At 44.4% G+C, this 26,022-nt stretch carries 26 protein-coding genes; 5 read left to right on the top strand and 21 right to left on the bottom strand.

Features of this window, described 5'->3' with window-relative positions:
* Nucleotides 1–17: 17 nt before the first annotated feature.
* The 3 genes from FEM55_RS12505 to FEM55_RS12515 all read right to left on the bottom strand — a co-directional run bounded on the left by FEM55_RS12505 (nt 18) and on the right by FEM55_RS12515 (nt 2,728).
* A complete protein-coding gene (locus FEM55_RS12505; protein ID WP_138281718.1) occupies nt 18–788 on the bottom strand; it encodes a hypothetical protein in 771 nt (256 codons plus the stop codon).
* A gap of 725 nt (nt 789–1,513) precedes the next feature.
* A complete protein-coding gene (locus FEM55_RS12510) occupies nt 1,514–2,353 on the bottom strand; it encodes an SMP-30/gluconolactonase/LRE family protein (RefSeq protein ID WP_229209231.1) in 840 nt (279 codons plus the stop codon).
* Between the two features lie 180 nt (nt 2,354–2,533).
* Nucleotides 2,534–2,728: a SymE family type I addiction module toxin gene (locus FEM55_RS12515; protein ID WP_138281720.1), complete on the bottom strand. Its 195-nt coding sequence runs from the start codon at nt 2,726–2,728 to the stop codon at nt 2,534–2,536.
* Between the two features lie 164 nt (nt 2,729–2,892).
* On the opposite strand from FEM55_RS12515, the gene FEM55_RS12520 reads away from it, so the two are divergent.
* Together FEM55_RS12520 and FEM55_RS12525 are read left to right on the top strand one after the other, a co-directional pair.
* Nucleotides 2,893–3,111: a helix-turn-helix domain-containing protein gene (locus FEM55_RS12520; RefSeq protein ID WP_138282550.1), complete on the top strand. Its 219-nt coding sequence runs from the start codon at nt 2,893–2,895 to the stop codon at nt 3,109–3,111.
* 21 nt (nt 3,112–3,132) lie between these two features.
* Entirely contained in the window at nt 3,133–3,348 is a 216-nt protein-coding gene (locus tag FEM55_RS12525; RefSeq protein WP_138281721.1) for a helix-turn-helix domain-containing protein, read from the top strand.
* Between the two features lie 28 nt (nt 3,349–3,376).
* On the opposite strand, the gene FEM55_RS24955 is transcribed toward FEM55_RS12525, so the two are convergent.
* The 14 genes from FEM55_RS24955 to FEM55_RS12590 all read right to left on the bottom strand — a co-directional run bounded on the left by FEM55_RS24955 (nt 3,377) and on the right by FEM55_RS12590 (nt 15,621).
* A complete protein-coding gene (locus FEM55_RS24955) occupies nt 3,377–3,550 on the bottom strand; it encodes a hypothetical protein (RefSeq protein ID WP_171036543.1) in 174 nt (57 codons plus the stop codon).
* A gap of 10 nt (nt 3,551–3,560) precedes the next feature.
* The gene (locus FEM55_RS12530) at nt 3,561–4,004 is read right to left on the bottom strand and encodes a DUF6934 family protein (RefSeq protein ID WP_138281722.1); all 444 of its coding nucleotides are present in this window, start codon (nt 4,002–4,004) and stop codon (nt 3,561–3,563) included.
* 70 nt (nt 4,005–4,074) lie between these two features.
* A complete protein-coding gene (locus tag FEM55_RS12535) occupies nt 4,075–5,091 on the bottom strand; it encodes a glycosyl hydrolase family 18 protein (protein WP_138281723.1) in 1,017 nt (338 codons plus the stop codon).
* 10 nt (nt 5,092–5,101) lie between these two features.
* Entirely contained in the window at nt 5,102–6,214 is a 1,113-nt protein-coding gene (locus tag FEM55_RS12540) for a Gfo/Idh/MocA family protein (protein WP_138281724.1), read from the bottom strand.
* 262 nt (nt 6,215–6,476) lie between these two features.
* Nucleotides 6,477–7,067, bottom strand: coding sequence for a helix-turn-helix transcriptional regulator (locus FEM55_RS12545; RefSeq protein ID WP_138281725.1), 591 nt, complete (start codon nt 7,065–7,067; stop codon nt 6,477–6,479).
* On the bottom strand, nt 7,064–7,405 hold the full coding sequence (locus FEM55_RS12550; protein ID WP_138281726.1) for a type II toxin-antitoxin system HigB family toxin: 342 nt from the start codon (nt 7,403–7,405) through the stop codon (nt 7,064–7,066). The genes FEM55_RS12545 and FEM55_RS12550 overlap by 4 nt, the downstream gene beginning before the upstream one ends.
* 160 nt (nt 7,406–7,565) lie before the next feature.
* Nucleotides 7,566–7,949 (bottom strand): hypothetical protein, encoded by a 384-nt coding sequence (locus FEM55_RS12555; RefSeq protein ID WP_138281727.1) that lies wholly within the window; start codon nt 7,947–7,949, stop codon nt 7,566–7,568.
* A gap of 267 nt (nt 7,950–8,216) precedes the next feature.
* Nucleotides 8,217–9,458, bottom strand: coding sequence for an MFS transporter (locus tag FEM55_RS12560; RefSeq protein ID WP_138281728.1), 1,242 nt, complete (start codon nt 9,456–9,458; stop codon nt 8,217–8,219).
* A gap of 222 nt (nt 9,459–9,680) precedes the next feature.
* The gene (locus FEM55_RS12565; RefSeq protein ID WP_138281729.1) at nt 9,681–10,451 is read right to left on the bottom strand and encodes a 3-ketoacyl-ACP reductase; all 771 of its coding nucleotides are present in this window, start codon (nt 10,449–10,451) and stop codon (nt 9,681–9,683) included.
* A complete protein-coding gene (locus FEM55_RS12570) occupies nt 10,448–11,593 on the bottom strand; it encodes a Gfo/Idh/MocA family protein (RefSeq protein ID WP_138281730.1) in 1,146 nt (381 codons plus the stop codon). The genes FEM55_RS12565 and FEM55_RS12570 overlap by 4 nt, the downstream gene beginning before the upstream one ends.
* A 201-nt stretch (nt 11,594–11,794) precedes the next feature.
* Nucleotides 11,795–12,619, bottom strand: a complete 825-nt coding sequence (locus tag FEM55_RS12575; RefSeq protein ID WP_138281731.1) for a sugar phosphate isomerase/epimerase family protein — start codon at nt 12,617–12,619, stop codon at nt 11,795–11,797.
* A gap of 42 nt (nt 12,620–12,661) precedes the next feature.
* Nucleotides 12,662–14,044, bottom strand: coding sequence for a glycoside hydrolase family 88 protein (locus FEM55_RS12580; RefSeq protein ID WP_138281732.1), 1,383 nt, complete (start codon nt 14,042–14,044; stop codon nt 12,662–12,664).
* 92 nt (nt 14,045–14,136) lie between these two features.
* Nucleotides 14,137–15,051, bottom strand: a complete 915-nt coding sequence (locus tag FEM55_RS12585) for a helix-turn-helix domain-containing protein (protein ID WP_229209232.1) — start codon at nt 15,049–15,051, stop codon at nt 14,137–14,139.
* 15 nt (nt 15,052–15,066) lie between these two features.
* On the bottom strand, nt 15,067–15,621 hold the full coding sequence (locus FEM55_RS12590; RefSeq protein ID WP_229209233.1) for a DUF4126 domain-containing protein: 555 nt from the start codon (nt 15,619–15,621) through the stop codon (nt 15,067–15,069).
* A gap of 140 nt (nt 15,622–15,761) precedes the next feature.
* Here FEM55_RS12590 and FEM55_RS12595 point away from each other — a divergent pair, with 140 nt between their 5' ends.
* A complete protein-coding gene (locus FEM55_RS12595; RefSeq protein ID WP_138281735.1) occupies nt 15,762–17,528 on the top strand; it encodes an ABC transporter ATP-binding protein in 1,767 nt (588 codons plus the stop codon).
* Nucleotides 17,529–17,532: 4 nt separating this feature from the next.
* On the opposite strand, the gene FEM55_RS12600 is transcribed toward FEM55_RS12595, so the two are convergent.
* The 3 genes from FEM55_RS12600 to FEM55_RS12610 all read right to left on the bottom strand — a co-directional run bounded on the left by FEM55_RS12600 (nt 17,533) and on the right by FEM55_RS12610 (nt 22,164).
* Nucleotides 17,533–20,052, bottom strand: coding sequence for a penicillin-binding protein 1A (locus tag FEM55_RS12600; RefSeq protein ID WP_138281736.1), 2,520 nt, complete (start codon nt 20,050–20,052; stop codon nt 17,533–17,535).
* Between the two features lie 119 nt (nt 20,053–20,171).
* Nucleotides 20,172–20,567: a peptide-methionine (R)-S-oxide reductase MsrB gene (gene msrB / locus FEM55_RS12605; RefSeq protein ID WP_138281737.1), complete on the bottom strand. Its 396-nt coding sequence runs from the start codon at nt 20,565–20,567 to the stop codon at nt 20,172–20,174.
* Between the two features lie 76 nt (nt 20,568–20,643).
* Nucleotides 20,644–22,164 (bottom strand): DUF5723 family protein, encoded by a 1,521-nt coding sequence (locus tag FEM55_RS12610; RefSeq protein WP_138281738.1) that lies wholly within the window; start codon nt 22,162–22,164, stop codon nt 20,644–20,646.
* A 330-nt stretch (nt 22,165–22,494) separates the two neighbouring features.
* Here FEM55_RS12610 and FEM55_RS12615 point away from each other — a divergent pair, with 330 nt between their 5' ends.
* Both FEM55_RS12615 and FEM55_RS12620 read left to right on the top strand, forming a co-directional pair.
* Nucleotides 22,495–23,925 (top strand): circularly permuted type 2 ATP-grasp protein, encoded by a 1,431-nt coding sequence (locus FEM55_RS12615; protein WP_138281739.1) that lies wholly within the window; start codon nt 22,495–22,497, stop codon nt 23,923–23,925.
* 113 nt (nt 23,926–24,038) lie between these two features.
* Nucleotides 24,039–24,770, top strand: a complete 732-nt coding sequence (locus tag FEM55_RS12620; RefSeq protein ID WP_138281740.1) for an esterase family protein — start codon at nt 24,039–24,041, stop codon at nt 24,768–24,770.
* A 51-nt stretch (nt 24,771–24,821) separates the two neighbouring features.
* Here FEM55_RS12620 and pheS read toward each other — a convergent pair whose 3' ends face one another.
* Entirely contained in the window at nt 24,822–25,862 is a 1,041-nt protein-coding gene (pheS, locus tag FEM55_RS12625) for a phenylalanine--tRNA ligase subunit alpha (protein WP_138281741.1), read from the bottom strand.
* Nucleotides 25,863–26,022: the final 160 nt, after the last annotated feature.

Genomic DNA, 26,022 nt, shown 5'->3' on the forward strand with positions numbered 1-26,022 from the left:
GGAGCAATAATTGAATCTCAGTTCATGCTCAATGCATCGTCTTCCAGGCTATTCCGCAACATCAATCCGGAAGAAATACTTGCAAGTACCAGTTTAAGATCATCATCAAGTTCTTTCCTGATCCATACTTTTCCGTTATTTATTGTGGAAACTGCTCCAATGACTTTTCCCTGCATCTGAAACTCATATCCGTAAACATCACCTTGTGTGATCAGTGCAGAGGATCCTTCCAGCTCGCGAATGCCAATGATGTCAATCCGGGTTTGACGGTTTCTTGCGAATCCGATGGTCTGATTGTTTCTGATACTCCGGCTAGTGCCATCTACATTGTGCACGATGAAATCCCAGGAATCTTCTTCGGAATTCAGCTTTATAGTTCCCGCAAAGTAATTTTTGTATTGAAGCGCAATTGAGAAATAATCTTTGATAGGTTCGAATTCCGTTTCCTTAAACCGGCTTACCAAAGCTATGTCAGCTGTTTTGTTGTTTGCTCCAAATTGCTGAAAGCTTAGTTTTTGCTTTGCTCCGTTAAACTTCATAATAAACGGAACTGCATAATTGAATGTCCAGCCACGTTTTACCTTGCCGGTTTTGTACGCGCCAAAAGATAACGTCTGACCAATCTGAAAACCTTGTTTTCCTTTGACATCATACATCTCGGATCCATTTCTAAGCTCGCCGTTTACCGCAAGTTCAGCAGTTCGGCAGGATGAAAAAGCAAGTGAAACAAAGGTGGCGAAGAGGAGTAATCGGGTACTAAAAAGATTGTTTGTGAAACAGGTGTTCATGGCTGGTTTTTTGATTTTGGATAATAATCAGAGAACCAGAATTTATTACAGAAGTTGCAATCGGGAGATGTTATTGTGTGAACGGCAACAAGGCTCCGGCCGGAGCCCTTTGTAAACTAAAAAGGCAACTCCTCCGGAGTTTGATTTTTCAATTCAAATCATCCATTTCTATAAACAGAAAGCCCCTGCCGGGGCTCGCATAACTGGCTCCGGAGGAGCCCTCTGTTTGTAGCAACACAGCATGGAATAACAAACCAATGGCTCCGGCCGGAGCCTCCTTGCATTCCATTTCGACTATATGTAAAAACAGAAAGCCCTGCCGGGGCTCGCATAATTGGCTCCGGCAGGGGCCCTCTGTTTGTAGCAATACAGTATGGAATAACAAACCAATGGCTCCGGCCGGAGCCTCCTTGCATTCCATTTCGACTATATATAAAAACAGAAAGCCCCTGCCGGGGCTCGCATAATTGGCTCCGGAGGAGCCCTCTGTTTGTAGCAATACAGCATGGAATAACAAACCAATGGCTCCGGCCGGAGCCTCCTTGCATTCCATTTCGACTATATATAAAAACAGAAAGCCCCTGCCGGAGCTCGCATAATTGGCTCTGGAGGAGCCCTCTGTTTGTAGCAACACAGCATGGAATAACAAACCAATGGCTCCGGCTGGAGCTTTCCTGCATTCCGTTTCGACTATATGTAAAAACAGAAAGTCTCTGCCGGGGCTCTTACTTAATTCCTTTAACCTTCATTTTCAAGCCATAAACTGCTGTTTCAGCCGTTACAAAAAGCAAATCACGATTTTTTCCTCCAAAGCACAAGTTGGCTGTCCAGCCTTTATGCACCGGAAAATGAGCAATTTGTTCACCTTTTTTATCAAAAACCGTAACGCCGTCACCGGTAATGTAAAGATTGCCTTCCTCATCCAGAATCATTCCGTCCGAACCTTTTGAAACAAACAAAGTTCTGTTTGTCAGCGATCCGTCCTGAGCAATGTCATATACGTAGGTTTTATTGTCACCAATATCGGCTACATAAAGTTTTTTGCCGTCAGCAGTTCCGATTATTCCATTCGGTTTTTTTAGCTTTTCATCAACGCGGACAAGCTTTTTACTTCCTGGGCTTAAATAATAAACATGCTCACCTTCCTGTTGCATTTCCGGATTGCGTTTCCAGTAATCCCGTTTATACAGTGGATCAGTCAGGTAAATGCCGCCTTTCGGATCAATCCAGATGTCGTTTGGGCCGTTCAGAAGTTTGCCTTCGTAATCGGTTACCAAAACAGTCGGCTTTCCGTTTTTATCAAATGACCAAACCTGATTTTCTTCGTCCGAACATGCTACAAGATTGCCTTTATTGTCAAAATACATGCCGTTTGCACGGCCGGGACTATCAGAAAAAGTACTGAATTTGCCTGTTTCCGCATCCCATCGAATGATTTTATTATTTGGTTGGTCTGTGAAAAACACATTTCCGTCCTTATCGGCAACCGGACCTTCCGTGAATTTATAGCCGTCACCAATTTTTTCAACCTGAGCTCCGGGTGCTACGATTGATTTAGAATCCATAATTTGAGCAGAAAGTGAAAGCGGCAATAGCATCGCTGTCACACTTATAATGATTGAATGAATAACTGCAGATCTTTTCATATTAAAACAATGCCGGGCAGAGTTGAGGTCCGGTTTGCTTATAAAGTCCACGAGTTAGTAATCCATACTTGCTAACAATAAGAATTCCGGTTTCAATTTTTACATTGTATGCTCAATAATAAGCCTGTTATCTTCCAGTCGCACCGTTATAAGTTGCCCGTGATCAAAACCAATTTCCTGCAACCATTTACCGCAAAGTCGTATTTCGGGAACAATCTTGAATTGATAAGAAGAAGTTGTCTGAAATTTATAATAGATTTTTAATTGCCGTGTGAAGGACTGAACTTGCTTCATAGTAGTATAAATGATCAATGAAAAAATAATCTGGATTTTAATATATTTATATAGAATTTCTGTATAAATATATTGATATTCTGGTTAGTTTGCTAATTAGTAATCAAGAATTCTTGAAGGATCGTCAGCCTATCTAAATTTATAATTTGAAAAAGCTGGAAATCATGACAGAATTAGGTCTTTACTTGGGTAGAAAATCAATTAATAAAGCCGAAATTTCTAGAAAGACAGGAATCAGTGCTTCGCGGCTGAGCGAGTTGACATTAAATGATGGCGCGCATTTGCGTGCAAAGGAACTTTACCTTATTGCCTTAGCAATGGATGTAGCTCCTTGCGATTTGCTGAATGCGCTATTTAAGAATGTTGAACTAAGCAGATCTTAGCTAAAAAGCAATATGTATGTAATGACTAAATCTGAACTTCAAAGACTTATTGGTCAACGCATTGTTAAGCTCAGAACGCAAAAAGGATGGAGTCAGTCGGATCTTGCACGTGCATGTAACAAGGATCGGCAGTCTATTGAACGTATGGAAAACGGGAAAGTAGCACCTTCCATTTACTTGTTATACGAGATTTCGGTCGCGCTGGAAATACCAATCAGTGAACTTGTAACATTATAATTATAACATAAATAGCAAACTAATGAAGCTAATCTTGGTTTTGTCTTAACTGCATGGATTTTGGAAATTTTGCTTTTTTCAAGCTTGTAATAGCCTGGGCAAGTTTTTCAGGAAAAAGCACAACATTTTGGTAGTTGTCCAGAGAAGGATCAATTTCAACTTTTGGTACTCTATTTTTCCAGCGTTGTTGATTAGTTTTCATAGTATGCAGTTTAACTAAATCTTCGTCGAACCAAAAACGAAGTATACTCTTTGTTTAGTTCAAAGTCACAAAATTCATCTCCAATTTCGCCATAAACATGGAAGTCTTCGGTTACTTCCCTAAAAAACTTGGAAATTCCCATTCGGTAGAGCCTTGTTCGTGATGTGCTACTGCCAACAGCATAAACTACTGAATCGGGATAAGCGTCAAAAAATTTATATAATGCAGATACAACCGTTGCAAGAACTTTTTCGCTATCTCCATTATCAGAAATAACCTGATCATCAAGATTACCTGTGTCCTGATTTTTGTCACCGAAGGCTAAGTTATAAACCCCATCATAAATTTTTTGAAACTGGATAAGTTTCTCAATGGAGCCTTTTGGCCCAATACTTGTAAATTGAAAAATGGTAGAATCATTATCCGTTTTAATCGAATATTTTTCAATTTTCATTCAATATGTATGTGTGTGTATTTCAAATAATTTTCTGAGCAAGATTAATAACAAAATTGCCCGCATCAACTCATTTTTTCTTTTTCACCATTTCATCAATCTCTCCAAGCAGCGACTTTTTTCCTGTGCTGTCCTGCAATAATTGCCAGATCATTATGCCGCTGACTTTTTGTAAAGCCAGTTCTGTTTTTCTTCGGATGGTCGGTATTCCGTTATAGTATACAGCGCCGCCGTTTATTTTCATTTCGTCCTGCATGACTGAGTCGGGATATTGTTGCAGGATATTTTTAAAGGAAATGCTTTCCGGAGCGGTGCCTCCAAAGCCGTAACCGTAAAAGGGAACGCCTAATGTCAGTTTTTCCTTCGGGATTTTGCGCGTATCAAGCCAGTAATCCAGATCTTCTTCGGCCATTTCATAAGGCGAATGCGGGCCGGGTTTTTCAGGCCGCCACGGACCGGTACGGTCGTAAGACATAATGTTTACAAAATCAAATTGCGCCAAAGCTTTATCGGTAAACTGATCTTTGTAAACCGTGGCAATGGCTGCGGTAATCTGCTTGTCTTTCTGTTTCAACGCCGCTGCAAGATCCACTACAAAATTCTCATAATTGGCATCAATCAATGCTCCTTCGAGATCCACATCAATTCCGTCCAGTTTATTGTCAACAGCCAGATTTACAAGATCATCAATCAGTTTTGCTTTCTTTTCTCCGGTCAGAAAAGAAGGATAGTAATGCGGAGCACCGCCTCCGCCGATGGAAGCCATGATCTTTACATTTCTGGAATGCGCCCGTTCTGCCATTGCTCTCAGGTTTGCCGTTCCCATCAGATTTCCCAATGAATCCGGATTTACAAATGCAATATACAAATGCGTAATCTTAGCAAAATCGACCTGGTCGGCGGATGCAAGAAGATTAGCCTGATTAGGTAAATAACCAATTATTTTAAATCGGTTTTCCGGACTTTCACTTTTGGAAACAGAACTATTTTTTCTGCTGCAACCGGTATTAAACGCAAAAATCACCAGAGCGGCGAAAATGCATAATTTAAACAGATTCGGAACTGCCATGGTGATTCTTGCCTGCATGAAAGTGCTGTTATTTACCTGTCAACATAATTTTTGCGCCATTTTTCCGGATCGATTCATAAACTGCATCCACAACAATCATATCCTTTAAACCTTCGGCTCCGCTTACGTTCGGGTCGGGTTTGTTGTTGAGGATAATGTCTGCAATACCGTCCATCTGCAGAGTCTGATGCGTTACAACCGGCTGGTTCATCGGACCCAAATGCGTATGGCCTTTAATCGGGCCGTAACTGAAAGCCGGGCTTAGTTCCGCAAAACCTTTTTCGCCGACCACATATAGTCTTTCATAATTATTGAAATTGTAAGTGGTTCCGCAACTGGCGATTACACCGCTCGGAAAGCCAAGCTGGAACATAATGGTTTCGTCCACTTCCTTGAATTTTACGGGATCCGTTTTGCTTTCCTGCGCAGTGACCCAGATCGGTTCTTCGCCCGTTGCATATCTTGCGCCGTTCAGTGCATAAATGCCCACATCCATCATTGCACCGCCGCCAGCCAATGCTTTTTTGAGCCTCCACTGATTCGGATCGCCGGATTTGAAACCCATGTAATTGTTGACGTGCATAATTTTGCCAAATTCGCCGGCTTCGCGCATCCGGATCAGCTCGCGGGTATGCGGTTCAAAATGCATGCGGTAACCGATATAGAATTTTACACCCGCCTTTTCGCAGGCTGCGATCATTTCGCGCGTTTGCTTTGCATTGTCAGCAACCGGTTTTTCGCAAAGTACATGTTTTCCTGCAGCGGCAATTTGCAGTACATGCTTGTGATGCAGCGAGTTGGGTGTAACTACATAAACAAGATCTATATCCGGATTGTCTTTTATTTTACTTACATTCTCGTAGTTATAAGTATTTTTCTCCGGAATGTTGTATTTCTGTTTCCAGGTTTCCAGCTTGGAAGGCGTTCCCGAAACAGCCCCGACCAACGTGGCCATTTTACAATCTTTCATTGCCTCCGCAACGCGCGTACCGTAACTTCCAAGTCCCATAATGGCGACCCGTAATTGTTTGTCAGCTTTTGGGCTGGCACATGATGCGCCGGCATAAGCAGGCAAGCCGGAAATGGCCGTTGCACCAATTCCAAATGAAAGTTTCTGAAGAAAGTCCCGACGAGAATCCATGTGAGTAAGATCTGAATTATTTATTGATAAAGATTTTTGAGTCATTTTTCAGGATCAATGCACGGATTAAATTTAAGCCGGTGCATGTTTTCGTAATGATAGCCATTTTTGTTTTCAATTCCGTGTTTCTGCTTGCAGATTAAAGCGATTGATTCTCGGATAATTAAAAAGAGGCATTGAAGAGTTATCTCCTTATATCAGGCTGTTTTTAGAAAATGATTGGCCGTAAAATCTCGGGTCAAGTAGATAAAAGTATTATTGTTCACAAAGTACTTTCAGATAAACGCTTCTTTGCCGGCGGAACAAGTTTCAGTCCATTTTTATCCAGTTTGATATTTCTTTCTGCCATTTTTTGCAATGAGCCTTGAATTCTGTTTAAAGTAGCAGCCGGGATTTCGGTAAAAAACAAATCTTCCATATCAATGTCCAGTAATTTATGGATCAAAAGAAGGTCATTGGCTGAAAAAGCACGGATTCCGTTCAGCAGTTCAGAAGTATAGGATTTGCTATGAGCCAGCAATATTCCAAGGTCATTCTGTTTGAGGCCAAGGCTTTTTAGCTTTTCCAGGATCAACGCTCTTCTCCGTCTGAAAAATTTAAATTCTGTGGCAGCCTGGATTTCTGCCGCATCGCTTTCCGCAACCTGAGCTTCTGTAACCAAGCTTTCATCCGACCAATGAGCAGATTCGTATTGGATGATTAAAGCTCTAAGTTCTTTTCTCATCGGTTTCAGTTCTGGTTGTTCTTCACTCAGCATGCGTAAAGATCTTTCAGCCAAGACGGCTCTTTCCAGATCGAGTTCAGAAGTTATTTCACCTTTCCGGATTATGGATAAAATATCTGTTTCTTTCATTTCAGAATATTGTTGCTTTTGAGCCATTTTTCAATACTTCTTTTGTTGTTCTTAAAAATGCTTACATATTCGTCATGTGAGCCAGCCCATAATACAGTTGCTTCATTTTCTTCAAATTCAATCAATACCAATACCCGGTGATGATGAATATTAAGAAAGTAAATGCCATTGCTATGAACTTTATCCGCATCTTTTCTTAGCGTCTGAAAGTTTTCTGTTGAAATACATTCGATACTTTCAAAATCTGCAATCAGGTTTTCAATAGCCTTAGTCAACTTTGTATTTCCTTGATTTTTAAGCTTTAATTTAATCAGGATTCTTGTTCCTTCTATCAGCATGAATGGTCAAATTTAAATAAAAGTTCTATTAAAAACAGAACTTTTGGAAATGTAGCTTTGTACATTAGACTCACAAGCTGCATTGAAGTCACATCGTAACGCAAAAAAGCAGGCTTCCGGATCAGCGGAAGCCTGCTTTTAAATTTGATGCAGAAAACGATTACTTCACAGTAAGCATTCTTTCTGTTTTTTGTGCAGATAACTGGAATGTTTTAGACTGCATTTCATTGCCGCTGATTACTTCCAGACGATACTTACCGGCTTCCATTTCATCCAGGTTCAGTGAGCGGCCGAATTTTTGCTCGTTCTTGTTAATCTTTTCACGATAAACAACATCACCGTTTTCATTTTTGACCAGAAGCACTGTGCTGGCATCTTTATTGACTTTGTCTACCAGAACATTGATTTTGCCGGATTTTGTCGGATAAATGCCTGTTCCGAACGTCGATGCTTTTTTGGTTTCCTTGTCTTCTGCGCTGGCAGTGAAAGTGGCAGTTGCTAAAAGAACTAATGCGAATGCGAAGGTTTTTACTGAATTTTTCATGGCTATATTTATTTATGATTTGCTGTTGTTGTAACTAAAAGAACATGACAAATGTATATGTTATGCTTGGTACTATGTTATACAAAGTACATGAGCGGAGAAATGGAAATGCTGAGTGGCAATTATGTAAAATAAGCAATTAAACGGTACGGAGTTGTTGGATTGCTTTCTTGTGAAAAAGTCCTGAAATCTCATTATAAAGGCTTATAAAACGAAAAAAGCGGCTTTCACTCCAAAGCCGCTTTTTTCGTTTTATGAAATCGGACATTACTCCTTTTCGATGAAATTCATGTCTTTTGTAAAAGTCTCTTCCAGAAAGTAAAGTGCAGTCAGCGCGACAAGGCTCGTTGTGGCTCCGATCAGTAATCCGCTTTGTATTACACCCAGATCGGGTTTGAAGTTTACAAACAATGCAGCCAGCGGGATTGTGGCGCCTCGGACAAAGTTTGGAACCGTCGTTGCAACGGTCGCACGCAGGTTTGTCCCGAAAAGCTCAGCCGCAATGGTGATGAACAGGGTCCAGTAGCCATTGCAAAATCCAAGTAAAGTGCACATCAGATAAAAGGAAAACAGATCCTGCATCGGAATCATCAGATAGCCGATCACCATAGCCAGTGAAAGCATAATGAACAAGCCGATCACCCGTTTCCTGCTTTTCAGATACTGACTGAGCAGCCCGCTTCCGATATCTCCCAAAACCTGTCCGGAAAATGCCAGCATCACTGCTTTTCCTGCATTGATTCCTTCAACTCCCTTAGCTGCACCGAACTCCGGCGAAAATGTAATGAGAATTCCGACTACAAACCAGATCGGTAAGCCGACGAGTATGGCCATCAGGTATTTTCCGAAACGTTTTCCGTTTGTCAGGATCATCAAAATATTTCCCCGGTCCGCAGTCTGTTCTTTTATTTGTCGGAACATGCCCGATTCAAAAACATTGAACCGCAGCACCAAAAGCAGCAAGCCCATTCCGCCGCCTACGAAATAGGAAATCCGCCATGCAAAAAGATCCGCCACAAAATAGGCAAGTATGGCGCCCAGAACGCCCAATGTTGCAACAAGCGTAGTGCCGTAACCGCGGATTTCTTTCGGAAGTACTTCTGTGACCAGCGTAATGCCTGCTCCAAGCTCGCCTGCAAGTCCTACGCCCGCAATGAAACGGAGTAATGCATATTGTTCCAGCGATGTCACCAATCCATTGCCGATATTGGCCAGTGAATACATGATAATAGAACCGAAAAGGACCGATAACCGTCCCTTTTTATCTGCAATGATTCCCCAGAGAACACCGCCGATCAGCATTCCGGCCATTTGGTAATTAAGCAGACTGATTCCTTCAGTAAGCAATCTTTCAGCCGGAACATTCAGTGCCTTAAGACTAGGAACACGCACAACGCTGAAAAGAAAAAGGTCATACATATCGACCAGATAACCCAATGCCGCCACAATAACCGGCACTTGTAGAAGTTGCGAAAGCAAAGAAGGGCGTGATTCGGTTGTTTGTAGCATGGTGGTTGGCGATTAGCTACCAGCTGTTAGCTGTTAGCTTCTTGGGGATTTGATTAACTATTTTTGAGAGTTACAATGGAGTAAATCTTTTATTTTGATACTTATATTTAATTTCCTGATAACAAGCAAAATAGCTGAAAGTTCGAATTCAAAAAACTACATTTCACATCTCACTTTTAACAACAAACAGCCAAACGCTAAAAGCTAATCGCCAACAGCTCATCACAACCTGTCAATCAGCATTCCGCCGTCCACGCCGATAACCTGTCCGGTGGAGTAGGGGAAATCGCCTCTTGTAAGCGAAGCAACGGCTTTTCCTACATCTTCCGGCGTTCCCCAGCGCGGTTGCAGTGCAATGCCGTTCTGAAATAAATTGTCGTATTTTTCCTGGACCTTGGACGTCATGTCCGTAGCAATGATGCCCGGCCGTACTTCATAAACGGGAATGTTGAACTCGGCCATTCTGACTGCGAAAAGCAGGTTTGTCATGGCGAGTCCGGCTTTGGAAATACAATATTCACCGCGGTTTACCGATGCAACAGTTGCTGAAATGGAGGTTACAAAAATGATCGCAGCTTCAAAAGCATGATTGTTCTGCTTGATATGCGCCATTCTTTTTGCAATGGCCTGCGTCAGGAAAAACGGTCCTTCCAGATTCGTTTTCATGACTTCATGATAATTTTCTATGGAAGTTTCCAGAATATCCAGTCGTTCGCGCGGTGCAATTCCGGCGTTGTTTACGAGCACATTAATCTGCCCGAAAACACCATATGCTTTTTCTATAACGAGTTCACGGTCAATGGAACTCGCAACATTTCCCTGACAATACAACACCTCGGCGCCAAGCTGTCGGAGTTCGTCCAACGCGGCGGCGGCATTCTCCTCATCACGCACGCCGTTAATAGCAAGATTGTAACCTTCGTTCGCCAAAGCTTTTGCAATGCCAAAACCGATTCCGCGGCTTCCTCCGGTGATCAGGGCTGTTTTTTTCATAATTCCTCGATGTTGACCCATTGACGTTTTTCCCAGCTTTCAATTCCTTTTTCAGCAAGCTGAACGCCTCTTGCTCCGGCTTTCAGGTCCCACGGAAAAGGCGTATCCTTTACAATGTGTTTTAAAAACAATTCCCACTGCGCTTTAAAGGCATTGTCAAAAATTTCCTGTTCAGGTACTTTTGCCCAACCTTCAAAAAACGGAATCGGCTGCGGAATATCCGGGTTCCAGACGGGTTTCGGCGTATTTCCGTAATGCTGGATATAACAGTCGCGCAATCCGGCAACAGCAGAGCCTTTTGTCCCGTCAACCTGCAAAGTCAGTAAATCATCGCGGCGGACGCGGACGGTCCAGGAAGAATTGAAATGGGCAATGACATCGTTTCCCAGCTCGAAAGTCGCGTAGCAGGCATCATCGGCAGTGCATTTGTAAGGATTTCCGTTTTCGTCAATGCGTTCGGGAATGTGCGTGGCTCCGAGGCAGGAAACGGCTTTTACATTGCCAAAAAGATTATCCAGCACATAGCGCCAGTGGCAAAGCATGTCTACAATAATTCCGCCGTCATCTTCCTTCCGGTAATTCCAGGACGGCCGTTGGGCAGGAATACTGTGTCCTTCGAAAACCCAGTAACCAAATTCTCCGCGTACCGAAAGGATTTTTCCGAAAAAGTCATTCTCCATCAAACGTTTCAGTTTCAGCAGTCCGGGAAGCCAAAGCTTATCCTGCACAACGCCGTTTTTCAGTCCGGCCGAAGTCGCCAGTTCATACAATTCAAGTGCTTCCTGCACAGAAGTTCCCGTCGGTTTTTCACAGTAAATATGTTTTCCGGCAAGAATCGCCTTTTTCACAGACTCGGCCCGTCTTCCCGTAACCTGAGCGTCAAAATAAACCTGATACTGCGGATCGGCAAGTACCGAATCAAGGTCCGTTGTATATTTCTGAATGCCGGCTTGTTTGCAGAGCGTCTGCAGTTTGCTTTCGTTCCGGCCTACAAGAATCGGGTCGGGCATAATGGTTTCTTCGGCAGAAATCCTGACGCCGCCTTGTTCAATTATTGCCTTTATGGATCGTAATAAATGCTGGTTTGTTCCCATCCTGCCGGTTACGCCGTTCATGATGATGCCAATGGTATGTGTTGTCATGGTGGTTTTTTTTTAGCTATTAGCCATTAGCTAATTAGCATTTAGCGGTTAGCTTTTGGCTTTTAGGATTTGGTTTTGACTTTTAGTATTTAACTTTCAGCTATTGAATATTTAAAGGTTTGACTTTCGCAAAGACAAATTGCCAATCGCTAAAAGCTAACAGCTAATAGCTAAAAGCTAATGGCTAATCGCCAGGAAATATTAAACTTTCGAAACAAACGCCTCAACAACTTCTTCCAAAAACAAATGCTGATCTTTTGCCCAGTGGATATTTGAAAAAATCTCGACTTCGCAGAAACCTTTAAAGCCGGTGTTTTCGACCCAGCTGCGGATTTGCTTCAGATTAATACAGCCTTCGCCCATCAACCCGCGGTCATTGAGCATATCGATCGTATTTACTTTCCAGTCGCAGACGTGATAAGCAAAAAGATTTCCGTTTGCGCCGCATCGTGCAATTTCACCTTCCAGATTTCCGTCCCACCATAAATGATATACATCCACAGCAATGCCTACAAACGGAGAATTAAAGTGTTCCGCCATGTCATTGGCCTGCGCCAGCGTATTGATTGCCGAACGGTCCGCAGCGTACATCGGATGCAAAGGCTCAATGGCAAGCTTGACTTTCAGCTTTTCGGCCAGAGGCAGAATTGCCGTAATTCCTTCTTTAATCTGTTGTCTGGATGTTTCCAATGACTGGCCGGGCGATGCACCGCAAACCAGTACGAGCATGGAAGCGCCCAGTGCAGCGGCTTCTTCCAGCAGCTTTTTATTGTTTTCAATTGCCTGTGCTCTTCCGGCGCTGCCGGTATGCGTAAAAAAGCCGCCTCTGACATAAGAAACTATTTCAAGACCAGCCTCGCGGATGATTTCACCCGCACGATGAGGCCCGATGCCTTCCGTAGCATTCTGCCATACGCTGATGCCTTTTATACCCATGGCTGCATAATTTTCAACGGCTTGCGGAAGGCTCCACGGCTTGGTTGTAATCGTATGAATGCAGCAGCGATCAAGTGTGATGTTCTCCAATGTTAAATGATTTTTCAGGTAAATGAAATGGATCGTCTCAGGTTACTTCACACTGGCAGTATAGGCATAATAAGGCAGTCCTTTGTTAATCCGGTGCAGGTACAAAGCGACCTCGCGGGCGTGATAATCGCCCCACATGCTGGATTCTCCGTTCGGGATTTTTTGTCCGGCCGGAATATTGTCCCAGCCATTTGGCCGGTGATAAATGGAATGCAGGATCAGTCCCTGATGATTCGGGTCTGTGGAAAGGTATGGCTCGTCAAAAAGCGTGTTTAGCGCAGTAAGTCCTGCCTGCCAGTAACGGTTTCCTTCTTCAGACTGGTTTTTGTCATTCAGGTATTTTCCCAGACGAAGCAATCCCTGCGCACCGATGGCTGCTGCCGAGCTGTCAACGGGTTCAAATTCATTGTAAGGATCGGAACTGCGGTTCGTGTAATCGCCCAGTTTGTATAGTTGCGGAGCGCCTGTATCCCAATATGGAATGCCGTCCGAAGCTGTATTTTCGATGTAAAAATCGCAGGTTGCTTTGGCTGCTTTCAGGTAAATGCGTTCGATTTCAGCGCGTCCGCCCAGGGAAGCCAGTTCTTCATCGGAAAACAGCGGCAGCGATTCAAGCTGTTCTGCAAATCCGGCCATAGCCCAGGCAAGTCCGCGTGTCCAGGTTGTAAATCCTGAAAATCCTTGTTGTGAATTCGGGCACCGGTAATTTCCGTCGTTTGTATTGAACACACTTTCATGCGCCGTTCTTCCCCACAAATCATAACTGTCACGGCCTTCTCCGTAGTAAACCGAATAATTCGCAGTTGCAATGGAATGCAGCGTTCCGCGTTCGAGCAAACTGGTTTTTACGTCGTTTTCACCCATCAGGCTATGGCCCAGCAAGTGAGAAACCATCAAAGCACGAACGGAGCGGATCGTGTCAACGAATAAAGAATGCGGACCGTTGAACGAATGAATAAAACCTTGTCCGTCCTTTGTAGCCGTCCAGCGTTTAGCCTGAACAGAGCCGGATACTTTAAGCGCGATCTCATAAAAGTTGCGTTCCCATTCATTTTCCGGAATACGGCCTTCATTCATCAGTCTCAGTAAATTTCCGTACGTGCTTACGTTATTGAAACCATGATCGTGTACACCGAAATGACTGACGTGCGACGCCATGTTGCCAATGGTGTTTTTTCGCGCACTTTCCAGAAAAGCGGTTTCACCCGTTGCGTCAAATTGCAATACTTCCGCGCCGTACTGAAACCCCTGCGTCCATTCGGTCCAGCCGCGCAATGTGTATTTTCCGTCTACGGTAAATACCGGCGTACCTTTGGAGTTGTCGTATTCTCTGGAAATAAGATTGATTTTCTCGGCAGAAAGCTGCCAGAGTTTATCAATTTTCGGCTGGATTGCGGCAGCAGTAAGATCGTTTCGGATTTGCATAAGTTATAAGTATGGTACTATTTAGCCATTTTTTATAAGTATATCGCAAATATATTCTGGTCAAAATGCTGCGGCAAGGTACATTTTTGCTATTAAATGGTACTTTTCCGAACATGGTCCCGGTATTCATTCGGCGTCAGACCGGTTTTCTTTTTAAATATTCTGCTGAAATACGATGGATCTTCCAGATGGATGTGATAACCGATTTCCTTGCTGCTCAGGCTTGTAAAAACAAGCAGCCGCTTGGCTTCAAGCAGTAACTTATCCAGAATATATTCCTGTGAAGAAATGCCGAGATGTTTCCGGACCATTTTTCCCAAGTAATCGGGAGAAACCGAAAGTGCCTGCGCATATTGCTGTACTTCATGCATTTGCCTGAAATTTTTCTCAACCATTTCCTGAAATCTGCCGGCCAGTTCCGGAACGGTATGCACCGGTGATTCGGGCAGATTGTCCTTTTCCCTGACCAGTGAACTGCACTTCTGAAGTAAAATGCCAAGGTATTTGCCAATCATGGTCTGGTCTGCACCGGCATGCAAATGATCAGAAACCATATTTTCCAGAATATTGTGAAAATACTTCTTTTCAGGTTCGGAAATGGTTAAAACAGGCTGACGGCGTTGAGGCTGAAAAAACGGGAGTGAAGAAAGGGATGGATTTACCGGATTGTAAAAAGTATAAAAATCCTCGGAAAACGCTACGATGTAACCCTGGAATGAAGTGGAAAATGTGAGTAAATGAACTTGGCCGGGCGTAAGGAAATGCATTCCGGCACCCTGAACCGGATAGGAACGGAAATCAATTTCGTGAAAGCCCTGGCCTTCTTCTATAAAAAGGATCTCGTAATAGGTATGGCGGTGCGGCGTATTCGTAGGCAGCGGGGTAATCGGCAGCGATAACGGCGATTCCTTCTGTGCGGTGCTGCTGTTTTTGAATCTGTATATTTTCAGCGCCGGAACCTGATCTGTTGTTTTGGGAAGAGAATGAACAGGAATGGTATTGCACATTGCAAACAGGGTCAGTTATAACTTTTTCAGACTCATCAACCTTTTTAAAAGCCAGATAACCAGCAAAACTACCAGCACGATCGCCAGGAAAGGCAGGAAAATTGCCAGACCGGACAAGCTGAACGAAGCAACGTTTTCGGCCGTGGAAACAACCGGATTTCCAAAACCCGCCGTTGTTTTGGAAGATAACAGCCGGAGTAAACCCGTACCCGCCTGCACAATCCCGGCTGTGCCGCCGCCCAGCATCAGGCCAAGACCCCAATGCAGAACCGGATTATTGATTTCAATTACTGAAGTTGTGAGTAAGGTTCCGGCAATTACTGCGGCGGGCGTGGCAATGGTATCCAGCAGATTGTCAACAAACGGAATGTAATAACCGCCGATTTCAGCGATTGTAGCGGAAAGCAATGCAAAGAAAGCCGGCCAGGTGCTCAGCCAGGCAAATTGCTCACCCGGCGAAATCCATCCGCTCATGGCCGCCACGTTGGCCGCAAGCATGGGCAGAAAAACCCTGAAACCGCAGCTGGCGCTCAGGCCCAGTCCTACGCAAAGGCTAAGCAGTAAATTCATATTCATTTGTGTGAAGTGACGAGCATGTAAGGTAAGTAATTTGTTCAAAATGCATTCCCGGGAAAGGTTTTTTTAATCTGCGGGTGACATTTTTTACATTTACATTGTTGATCTAGAAAAGCCATAATCCAAAATACAAGGTGAAGCAGGAAACCAAAAGCGGCCAGATATTCGATCTTCCTACATTAAGACGTCTTTATACATTCGTTCGTCCGTATCAAAAGCAGTTTTATCTGCTGATCGGGATTATTTTACTGAATGCATTGCTTGCGCCGCTTACGCCTCTTTTAATCAAATACACGATTGATACGCCGATTGCAAACGGCGATTATTCGCAGCTGACGGTCATGTTGGTTGTAATGATTGTCGTTACAGTCATTCAGGGCCTCGCGCAGTTCTGGAATACGTATATGTCGGGCTGGCTCGGGCAGTATATTATTCGTGATATCCGTGTGCAGCTTTACCAGAAAATCATCGGGCTGAGGCTCAAATTTTTTGATAACACGCCAATCGGACGTCTTGTGACGCGCACGATTTCCGATGTGGAAACGCTTTCCAATGTATTCAGTGACGGAATGGCCGCCATTGCAGGCGATATCTTGCAGCTTACGCTCATTATTGCCGTGATGTTTTATACCGACTGGAAGCTGTCACTGATCAGTTTGTCCATGATTCCGGTTATGCTGTACTGTACGTATGTTTTCAAGGAAAATATCAAGGATTCATTCAATGAAGTGCGTGCGGCGGTTTCCAACCTCAACTCGTTTGTTCAGGAACATCTGACGGGAATGGGGATTGTCCAGATTTTCAGCAGTGAAGATATTGAGTACAGGAAATTTCAGGAAATCAATAAAGTTCACCGGGATGCCAATATCCGGTCTATTCTGTATTATTCCATTTACTATCCGGTTGCCGATGTGATTGCAGCGGCAGGAACGGGCCTTGTCGTTTGGTATGGTTCGCGGCAAATTCTTGATGCAGAAGTGACTTTTGGTACAGTTACTGCATTCGTTATGTTTATCAACCTGTTTTTTCGTCCGATCCGCCAGCTTGCAGACCGTTTCAATACCTTGCAAATGGGAATTGTAAGTACGGACAGAATCCTGAAACTGCTTGACAGTGACGAGTATACTTCCAATGAAGGAACCATTGCGCCGGAAACGATCAAAGGGAACGTAGAATTCAGAAACGTCTGGTTTGCTTACAATGAAGAAGAATATGTACTGAAAGACATCAATTTTACGGTAAAAGAAGGCGAGACCATCGCGTTTGTAGGCGCGACCGGTGCCGGAAAATCATCCATTATCAATCTGTTATCGCGTTTTTACGATATCAACAAAGGAAGCATTTACGTCGATGGCATTGAAATTCATGATTTTGAACTGAATGCATTGCGCAAGAACATCGGTGTCGTCCTTCAGGATGTTTTTCTGTTTTCCGATACAATCGAAAACAATATCCGGCTGGGAGATTTTTCCATAACGCATGAAAAAATTGTAGAAGCAGCCAAGCTCGTCGGCGTTCATGATTTCATTGAAAGGCTTCCGGGCGGTTATGCCTATAATGTCATGGAAAGAGGTTCCACGCTTTCTGTCGGGCAGCGTCAGCTTATTTCCTTTGTGCGAGCCATGGTGCACGAGCCGAAAATCATTGTGCTGGACGAAGCGACTTCTTCGGTAGACAGTGAAACGGAAGAACTTATTCAGAAAGCGATTGAAACGTTAATGCAGGGCCGGACGGCCATTGTCATTGCGCACAGGCTTTCAACGATTCAGGAAGCGGATAAAATCATTGTGGTGGATAAAGGACAAATTGTCGAAGAAGGCAATCATCTTCAATTGCTTGAAAAAGAAGGCTTCTACGCCAATTTGTACCGTATGCAGTATAAAGAAGTTCTTAAAATCTAGTTGATCAGTTGGCACTGCCGGTATCCAGCGGGATCGGCGGCGGCCCGATCAAAAATTCATCTTCGTCGTTTCTTTTGGCAGGCGTGCTGTCGCCTTCTGAGCCTAGCGAATCACTTTCGTAACGTTGGTAATAAGTCGGGCAATTGTACGTTTTTGCAACTTTGAAACTCGGTTTTGGAAACGGCCCGGGTTCAATACCATTGGATTTATCCTTGTAAATCTTTTCGAGAAAACTGCCGACAATCGGCAAAGCGGTTTTTGCGCCTTCGCCCAGATTTGTTGTCCGGAAGTGAATGCTTCTGTCATCGCCGCCCACCCATGCGCCAACGACAAGGTCACGGGTAATGCACATAAACCAGCCGTCGGAGTTATTGGATGTAGTTCCGGTTTTGCCGCCGATTTCGTTTCCGTTTTTGGTTACGTCAAATTTCCAGCGGATACTTCCGGACGTTCCGCCCGGCTCTTCCACGCCGCCTTTCAGCATCTGAACCATCAGAAATGCAGATTCCGGACTGATTGCCTGCCGGTGCTCCGGCTGAAATTCCTCAATAACCTTTCCGTTACTGTCTTCGATTTTGGTGACCAGGATAGGCTGCGTGTAAGTTCCGCTGTTTACAAATACGCAATAAGCGGCAACCATATCATAAAGCGAAACATCAAACGGCCCCAGACCAATGGAAGGAAGCGGTTCCAGCGGGGTTGTAATCCCCATTTTTTTGGCATAACTGGCAACATTGGCCGGCCCGACCTGATCGGTCAGTTGAGCAGTGACGGAATTGATGGATTGCGCAAGCGCACGTTTCAGCGTCATGTTGGAATAAGAAAAGGTGCCGGTTGCATTTCTTGGCTTCCATTCTTTTTCCACGCCGTCTTCCATGTATTTCTTTTCAAATGGCTTGTCCACAATCTGATCGCACGGGGTCATATTGAAGTTCGGATCATCAATCGCAGTCGTGTAAACAAATGGCTTGAAAGTAGAGCCTGGCTGTCTTTTGCCTTGTTTTACTGCATCGTATTTGAAATAGTTATAATCCAGACCGCCCACCCACGCTTTGATCTGCCCGGTTTGCGGGCTCATGGCCATCATGCCGGCTCTTAGCACTCTTTTGTAATAATCCAGCGAATCCATGGAACTCCAGTACTTCTTCATTTCGCTGCTGTTTTTCCAGTCGTAAACCGTCATGGTATCCTTTTTGTTAAGATAATGTCGGATGCTGTCGGGCTGGTTTGGGAATTTGGCTGCGAGATTTTTATACTTGCTTGTTCTTTTAACGACATTTTCAAGAAAGTCCGGGATTTCCTTTCCCTGTTCGTCAATCCATGGATTTTGCTTGCCCCAATGTGCTTCAAATACGCGCTGAAGCTGTTTCATTTTCTGCGTCATGGCTTCTTCCGCATCCGCCTGCATGCGGGAATCGATAGTCGTGTAGATTCGAAGACCGTCGGTATAAAGGTCGTATCCATTTTCGTCGCCCCATTTTCTTACAAAATCGACAACGGCGTTTTTAAAGTAATTGGCGTTTCCGTCGTACGGCGTTTCAAACTTTGTTTTCAGCTCAATCGGCAATGCACTGATGGAATCGGCCTGTCTGGCGCTGATGAATCCGTACTTCTGCATTTGCCCGATTACAACGTTTCGGCGTTCCAGCGAGCGCTTTTTGTTTCGGATCGGATTATAAGTTGTTGTTGCTTTCTGTAATCCGACGAGCACAGCAGATTCCTGAATGTTGAGGCTGTCGGGCGATTTGCTGAAATAGGATTGTGCGGCCGTATTGATTCCATACGTATTGTTGCCGTAATCAACGGTATTGAAATACATGGTCAGAATTTCTTCTTTAGTGAAATTCCGTTCCAGTTTGATCGCCGTAAGCCATTCCTTGGTTTTATAAATCAGCGTACCAAATCCCGGAACGTAACCCAGAAAGCCGCGTGCATCCGTTTTCCTGGTTTTAAAAAGTTTTTTTGCCAGCTGTTGCGTGATCGTACTTCCGCCGCCGCGATCCGTTGCGCCGGTTATAATTCCGACCGCAACGCTGGCCATGGCCTTGTAATCAATTCCGGAATGCTTGTAAAAACGAACGTCTTCAGTTGCAATCAGTGCCTTGATCAGGTTCGGGGAAATCATTTTTGCGGTGACGGGCGTACGGTTTTCCGTATAGAATTTACCGATCATCACGCCGTCTGCGGTATAAATTTCGGAAGACTGCGCCACCTTCGGGTTCTGAAGATCTTCCACGCTGGGCATGCTGCCCATCAGCCAGAGAAAATTGGTTTCAACGCAGAAAATATAAGCAGCAAACGTCAGAAAACCGTAAATGAAAGTTTTCCAGATAAACTTGATCGGCCGGTAGTAAGCAGAATGTACATCTATGGTTTCTTCCCGCCAGTTCCTGAATGCTTGTTTCTTTCTACGGTATGACAAAAAAAATGAGTCAGCTCGTTCCTTGCCGGTTATTAACGAAGTTAGCTTGTAGGCAGTACGGTTAATGAATGTCGAAAGCTGATTCCCAAGGTTTTGGAACATTGCCTGTAATTTATAATAAATTGATCGGTATAATTTCCTGCCAACTTTCCTGTTCGCTGGAATTCAAAGATAGCAAAAGCCGGATATATCTGACCAGATCCGGCTTTTGTGTAATGATGCTATTCCGCTTTCTCGAATTTCAGGGCAGCGCCGTTCATGCAGTAACGCAGGCCGGTAGGACGCGGGCCGTCGTCAAAAACATGGCCGAGATGTCCGCCGCATGTACGGCAAACTACTTCGGTGCGCGTCATGCCGTGGCTTTTATCCACTATTTCTTCCACATTGCCGGAAGCTACAGGCTGAAAAAAACTTGGCCATCCTGTTCCGGAATCAAATTTGGTTTCCGAACTGAACAATGGCGTTCCGCATGCTGCACAAACGTAAGTTCCATTTTCTTTATTGTCATTATATGGATGCGAAAACGGTCTTTCCGTACCTTTTTCAAAAAGAACAAAGCATTGCTGCCCGGTGAGTTCTTTCCGCCATTCTTCCTTGGTTTTTTCTATTTCTCTCATTGTCAAAATATTTTTATTATCAATGGCATAAATTAGCAAAATTATGCCACTTATAGCATCAACGAATTACGGGCATTTATCGTTTGCTGAAAATGCGCCTCAGCCACGAATCCTGCGGCGGCCAGCATTTGTTCTGCGATTCCGGCGATTTGTGGTAAATGCCTGCCGCTATTCCGAAGTAAACGTTAAACGCTTTCGGATTTCCGATATTCAACAAGCCGGCCAGATGATCCGTCCCGATCCACAGCGGCCCGGCGCGGCCTGCCAATCCGATTGCCGGCGAACGGTAGCGGTTCATCAGCGAAAGCGGAACCGATAATTCGTACCATTTATGCTCATAACGCGGCGTTACCGAAACAGTGGATTCAGCTTTCATGCCAAATGCCTTTTGCGGAACAAGGTTCTGCACCCACAATCCGCTTACATATACATTGGGTTTGACGTTGTAATCCACACTCGCCTGAAATGCTGCCGGCAGAACGGAACGGAAATCCGGTGCAATCGTCGGGCCGCCGTCCAGTGAATTATTGATGGCATTGAAAAATCCTTCCGATCCGTCCAGTTTCTGAAAATCATCAAACCTGAATTCCTTGTTGGTTGTGTGCGTTTCCTGCTGCAACAGATATGCCGGATTGTTGAAACGGACACGGCCGATATCTGTTAATGAAACCGCGATGCGGTACAGGTATTTGTTTTTTGAATGATCCTTTTTACGTTCTCCTTTTTCGTAATAACTGTATTTGCTGACATCCGGCCGGTATTCGTACACTGCACCGACATCAAAGCCCCAGCCTATACCGGGCGGCCTGCCGCTTGGAGCCAGGCCTTCGTCGCGCGTCATGGCATAGCGCACATTGATCTCATTGATATTGATATACTGGCGCTTGTTTTCCCAGGATGAATCGGGCAAAACGTTGAAAGATGAATTTTCAATGATGGCATGTGCGTTGTAAAGTCCCAGCAGTCCTTTCAGCGTTACACCGACTTTCAGAAAATCGGTTTCATTGTCCATCACCACGCCGCCCAGTGTAAAAGCAATTTCGCCCAGTCCGTTAAAATGAAGTTGTCCGGACTGGTTATTGAAAACCGGGCCCTGCAATGCTTTCAGCTGCGTCGTCTTGCTGATCAGTCTGGCCAGATCTTCAGTTATTCCGGAAGCATTCAGGATATATCTTGCCCGCAGCAGTACAGCAGCACCCAGTTTTCCTTTCAGCATGTTGAACATAACGGATGGAAGCCGCGTATCGCCGCCTGCATTCATGTACTTAAAATTGCCGTTCAGTTTTTCGCCGAGATAGGAGCGTGGAAACTGTACTACGCCCCGGTTGCTGCGGTATTTGGCAGAAACCGTATTGGTCAGTAGATTCAGAAATGAAAAAGGTGCTTCATACCTGACATGATTATTGGCCGTATAAAGCTGTGTTGCAGCCACATTGATATAAGCCCGGTACCTGCTGTCGGCAACAAATGCCGGATTATGGTATAGCGCGTTGGTCCCCGCATAATTTCCCATGGAAGCTCCCGGCAAGTGCTGCGACCAGCCTGTAAGTGTCCAGCCGAAAACCATTCCGAGTGCAAGTAACCAGTTTTTGTGCATAGTGGATTAATGACATTTGCTATTTTCCAGTCATTTCAGTGTACAAAGAAAGTGCAAACGTTTCTGTAATGCGTATTTGCCGGTCAGAAAAATAATATGGAGCAGGAACCAACCGCCTGATTTTAACATTTAAAACAAAAGCATTGGCGGCTGGCCGGCTCGTGTGTTCAGCTTTTTTTCAAAGTCAGGATGAAAGTATAAGTGTATAAATAAAGATGAGATTACAGAATCGGAAAAGGAATGTAAGTGCAGATTGTTTTGTATAGTCAAACATTGACCATATATTGTTCTGTAAATAATTGAAATATACTTATTCAAATTTTGTATTGTATGAATTTTTCATTTTCAAATTATCAAAGCGAAAATTTCTTCGATGAGATGTTCACCCCAGAGGGAGAAATACGGCCGGGCTATGAACATTTAAAGAACAAATTTGAAAACCTGACACACGAAGATCTTACAAACCGCCAGCTTGCAACGGAGCGTGCCCTGCTTTCAATGGGGATTACTTTCAATGTTTATTCTGAAGGGGAAGGAACCGAGCGCATCATGCCGATTGACATCATTCCGCGTGTACTTTCCAATGCCGAATGGGAATGGCTGGAAAAAGGATTGAAACAGCGGATCAAGGCACTGAACATGTTTATTGACGATGTGTACAATGAACAGAATATACTCAACGACGGCGTTGTCCCGCGTGAACTGATCGAATCCAGCAAATGTTTTCTACGGCCTTGTATCGGCCTGAAACCGCCAAAGGGAATCTGGTGCCATATTACCGGTACGGATCTTATCAAGGGCGAAGACGGCACGTTTATGGTTCTGGAAGATAACCTCCGCTGTCCTTCCGGCGTTTCCTACATGCTGGAAAACCGGGAGCTTTCAAAGCAGATTTTTCCGGATGTGCTGGCGCGTACGGGCGTAAGGCCGGTTTCCGATTATCCGACAAGGCTGTTGCAGATGTTGCAGCATCTGGCCGACAGGCCAAATCCGACCGTTGCGGTGCTGACGCCGGGTATTTACAATTCCGCTTATTTCGAGCATTCCTATCTTGCGCAGCAAATGGGCGTTGAACTGGTGGACGCGCGTGATCTTGTGGTTTCGGACGGCTATGTGAAAATGCGTACAACCAACGGTCTTCAGATCGTGGATGTGATTTACCGTCGTATTGACGACACTTTTATGGACCCGGATGCATTTAATCCCGATTCGCTGATCGGCATTCCGGGCATTTTCGAGGTTTATAAAAAAGGTCGCGTGGCGCTGGCCAACGCGCCCGGAACCGGTGTGGCCGACGATAAAGTAGTGTACGCATATGTTCCCCGGATTATCAAATATTACCTTGGAGAAGAAGCCATCATACCCAATGTGAAAACCTACATATGCGGAGAAGAAGAAGACTTCAATTATGTTCTGGAAAATATTTCGCAGCTGGTTGTAAAAGAAGCCAATGAAGCCGGCGGATATGGCATGCTGATCGGTCCGAAGGCGACTGAAGAGGAACATGAGCAGTTCAGGGAAAAAATAAGAAACAATCCGCGTAATTACATTGCACAGCCCACCATTTCCCTTTCACGCGTGCCGTGCATGGTGGACGGACACGCAGAAGGGCGGCATGTGGATTTGCGCCCTTATATTTTATATGGAGATGATATCAGCGTAATACCGGGCGGTTTGACGAGAGTAGCCCTGAGAAAGGGTTCGCTGGTTGTTAACTCGTCGCAAGGAGGAGGAGGGAAGGATACCTGGGTTTTGTATTGAAATGATCATGCTTGTTGCTGTAAACATCAAGGAAAATGATTGTTCCGATTCAGAAATCCGGGAATGGACATTCCTGATTTTAAATGAATTACAGCAACTTAAATGAAAACAAAATGCAACGTGAGGTAACAGGCTGGTTTAGTCCGTCACTGAATGAACATATGGATATTGCAGTATACGGACATTACGGGTTTGCATTGCTGCTGATCCCGACTGCAGCTTCAAACTTCCTGGAATATGAAGAAAAAGGACTTATAGAAAGTATCCAGCCGTTTATCGATTCAGGAAAAGTAAAGGTATACTGTATCAACAGCATTAATTCGGAAAGCTGGCTCAATCCGTACATGCATGGTTATGACAAGGCAATCAGACATCAGCTTTTTAATGATTATGTGATCCGGGAAGTGATTCCGTTTATTAAGGAAAATTCAAGTCCAACGAACGAAATCATTGCAGGCGGTGCGTCATTCGGAGCCATGCATGCGGCCAATCTTTTCTTTAAGCATCCGGATTATATCCATGGCGTAATTGCAATGAGCGGATGTTACGATCTGAGTGTTTATACTGAAGGTTATCACGACGATAATGTCTATTTCAATTCGCCTGTTCATTATCTGCCGCAGCTGAAAGCAGAATGGCACTTGTCCATGTACAGAGAAAGCCGTCACATTCATTTTATAACCGGCTCGGGCGCGTACGAAGTGCCGGAATATTCAAGGCAGATTTCCATGATCCTGACATCCAAAAATGTGCCGCATGAACTTGATATCTGGGGAAGCGACATGCCGCATGATTGGTGGGTATGGCAAAGAATGCTTCCCTATTATCTGGAAACAAGATTTTAATATGGGTTTTTTCATCAGAGCAGATCACTGGAATCTGCTCTGATGAAAAAGTCAGGCACCTTCAAACTGTCTTAAGAATCTTACGTCGTTTTCGGTAAACAATCGGAGGTCATTGATTCCGTAACGCAGCATTGTAATCCTTTCAATTCCCATTCCGAAGGCAAATCCGGTATATTCCTCGCTGTTTATTCCGCAGTTTTCAAGTACGTTCGGATCCACCATGCCTGATCCGGCAATTTCCACCCAGCCGCTATGCTTGCATACGTTGCAGCCTACGCCCTTGCATATAAAACAGGTTACGTCAATTTCAGCGCTTGGCTCTGTAAACGGAAAGTAGGAGGGACGCAAACGGATTTTCGAGTCTTTCCCGAACATTTCCTTGGCAAAATGGTATAAAGTATCTTTCAAGTCTTTGAAGCTCACATTTTTATCCACATACAAGCCTTCCACCTGATGAAAAACGCAGTGCGCACGAGCCGAAATCGCTTCGTTCCGGAATACCCTTCCTGGCATGATGGACCGGATCGGTAATTTCTGCCTTTCCATCAGGCGCACCTGAACATTGGACGTATGCGTTCTCAGTAAAACATCTTCTTTTACGTCATTTTCACTTTTCGAGATAAAAAATGTATCCTGCATTTCACGCGCGGGATGGTTATCTGCAAAGTTCAGCGCACTGAAATTATACCAGTCTTTCTCGATTTCGGGCCCGTAGGAAACATTGAAGCCCATGCGTTCGAATATTTCAATGATCCTGCGGCGTACGATGGTCAGCGGATGCAGGCTGCCCTGAAGATTGGGAACCACGGGCAAAGTAAGGTCCTGAGCCGTAACCGAATTTTCTTCCAGAGTATTTTCGAGAATGGCTGAAAATTCCTGAAAGCGGTTTTGCGCCAGGTTTTTAAGCGTGTTCAGTTCCTGCCCAACCGTACGCCTGTCTTCCTGCGGTACATTTTTCAGACCTTCAAAAAGTTCTGTAACAACACCTTTTTTACTGATGTATTTCAATCTGAACGCTTCCAGCTGTTCTTTGCTGGTTATTGTAACCTGTTCAATTTCCGAGATTAATTCCTTTACCCGTTCGGTAATCATATCACTTTTTTTGTATCAGTTGCAAGTAAGCTGTCTGTCTTAAAGACGGTAACAGCATTTTGTTCAGTCATGCTTCATGACGCAATTTATACGCAGCATGCTTACTAAAACACGGCAAAGATAATTAAAGTTGAGCCTACATCGGAGAGAACCCGTATTC

Source organism: Dyadobacter sediminis (genome assembly GCF_005860765.1).
GTDB classification, from domain to species: Bacteria; Bacteroidota; Bacteroidia; order Cytophagales; family Spirosomataceae; genus Dyadobacter; species Dyadobacter sediminis.

Bases quoted from the DNA above. Each gene is read 5' to 3' on its own strand.
- FEM55_RS12505 (WP_138281718.1), bottom strand. From the start codon at position 788: ATGAACACCTGTTTCACAAACAATCTTTTTAGTACCCGATTACTCCTC.
- FEM55_RS12510 (WP_229209231.1), bottom strand. From the start codon at position 2,353: ATGGATTCTAAATCAATCGTAGCACCCGGAGCTCAGGTTGAAAAAATT.
- FEM55_RS12515 (WP_138281720.1), bottom strand. From the start codon at position 2,728: ATGAAGCAAGTTCAGTCCTTCACACGGCAATTAAAAATCTATTATAAA.
- FEM55_RS12520 (WP_138282550.1), top strand. From the start codon at position 2,893: ATGACAGAATTAGGTCTTTACTTGGGTAGAAAATCAATTAATAAAGCC.
- FEM55_RS12525 (WP_138281721.1), top strand. From the start codon at position 3,133: ATGACTAAATCTGAACTTCAAAGACTTATTGGTCAACGCATTGTTAAG.
- FEM55_RS24955 (WP_171036543.1), bottom strand. From the start codon at position 3,550: ATGAAAACTAATCAACAACGCTGGAAAAATAGAGTACCAAAAGTTGAA.
- FEM55_RS12530 (WP_138281722.1), bottom strand. From the start codon at position 4,004: ATGAAAATTGAAAAATATTCGATTAAAACGGATAATGATTCTACCATT.
- FEM55_RS12535 (WP_138281723.1), bottom strand. From the start codon at position 5,091: ATGCAGGCAAGAATCACCATGGCAGTTCCGAATCTGTTTAAATTATGC.
- FEM55_RS12540 (WP_138281724.1), bottom strand. From the start codon at position 6,214: ATGGATTCTCGTCGGGACTTTCTTCAGAAACTTTCATTTGGAATTGGT.
- FEM55_RS12545 (WP_138281725.1), bottom strand. From the start codon at position 7,067: ATGAAAGAAACAGATATTTTATCCATAATCCGGAAAGGTGAAATAACT.
- FEM55_RS12550 (WP_138281726.1), bottom strand. From the start codon at position 7,405: ATGCTGATAGAAGGAACAAGAATCCTGATTAAATTAAAGCTTAAAAAT.
- FEM55_RS12555 (WP_138281727.1), bottom strand. From the start codon at position 7,949: ATGAAAAATTCAGTAAAAACCTTCGCATTCGCATTAGTTCTTTTAGCA.
- FEM55_RS12560 (WP_138281728.1), bottom strand. From the start codon at position 9,458: ATGCTACAAACAACCGAATCACGCCCTTCTTTGCTTTCGCAACTTCTA.
- FEM55_RS12565 (WP_138281729.1), bottom strand. From the start codon at position 10,451: ATGAAAAAAACAGCCCTGATCACCGGAGGAAGCCGCGGAATCGGTTTT.
- FEM55_RS12570 (WP_138281730.1), bottom strand. From the start codon at position 11,593: ATGACAACACATACCATTGGCATCATCATGAACGGCGTAACCGGCAGG.
- FEM55_RS12580 (WP_138281732.1), bottom strand. From the start codon at position 14,044: ATGCAAATCCGAAACGATCTTACTGCTGCCGCAATCCAGCCGAAAATT.
- FEM55_RS12585 (WP_229209232.1), bottom strand. From the start codon at position 15,051: ATGTGCAATACCATTCCTGTTCATTCTCTTCCCAAAACAACAGATCAG.
- FEM55_RS12590 (WP_229209233.1), bottom strand. From the start codon at position 15,621: ATGAATTTACTGCTTAGCCTTTGCGTAGGACTGGGCCTGAGCGCCAGC.
- FEM55_RS12600 (WP_138281736.1), bottom strand. From the start codon at position 20,052: ATGTTCCAAAACCTTGGGAATCAGCTTTCGACATTCATTAACCGTACT.
- msrB (WP_138281737.1), bottom strand. From the start codon at position 20,567: ATGAGAGAAATAGAAAAAACCAAGGAAGAATGGCGGAAAGAACTCACC.
- FEM55_RS12610 (WP_138281738.1), bottom strand. From the start codon at position 22,164: ATGCACAAAAACTGGTTACTTGCACTCGGAATGGTTTTCGGCTGGACA.
- FEM55_RS12615 (WP_138281739.1), top strand. From the start codon at position 22,495: ATGAATTTTTCATTTTCAAATTATCAAAGCGAAAATTTCTTCGATGAG.
- FEM55_RS12620 (WP_138281740.1), top strand. From the start codon at position 24,039: ATGCAACGTGAGGTAACAGGCTGGTTTAGTCCGTCACTGAATGAACAT.
- pheS (WP_138281741.1), bottom strand. From the start codon at position 25,862: ATGATTACCGAACGGGTAAAGGAATTAATCTCGGAAATTGAACAGGTT.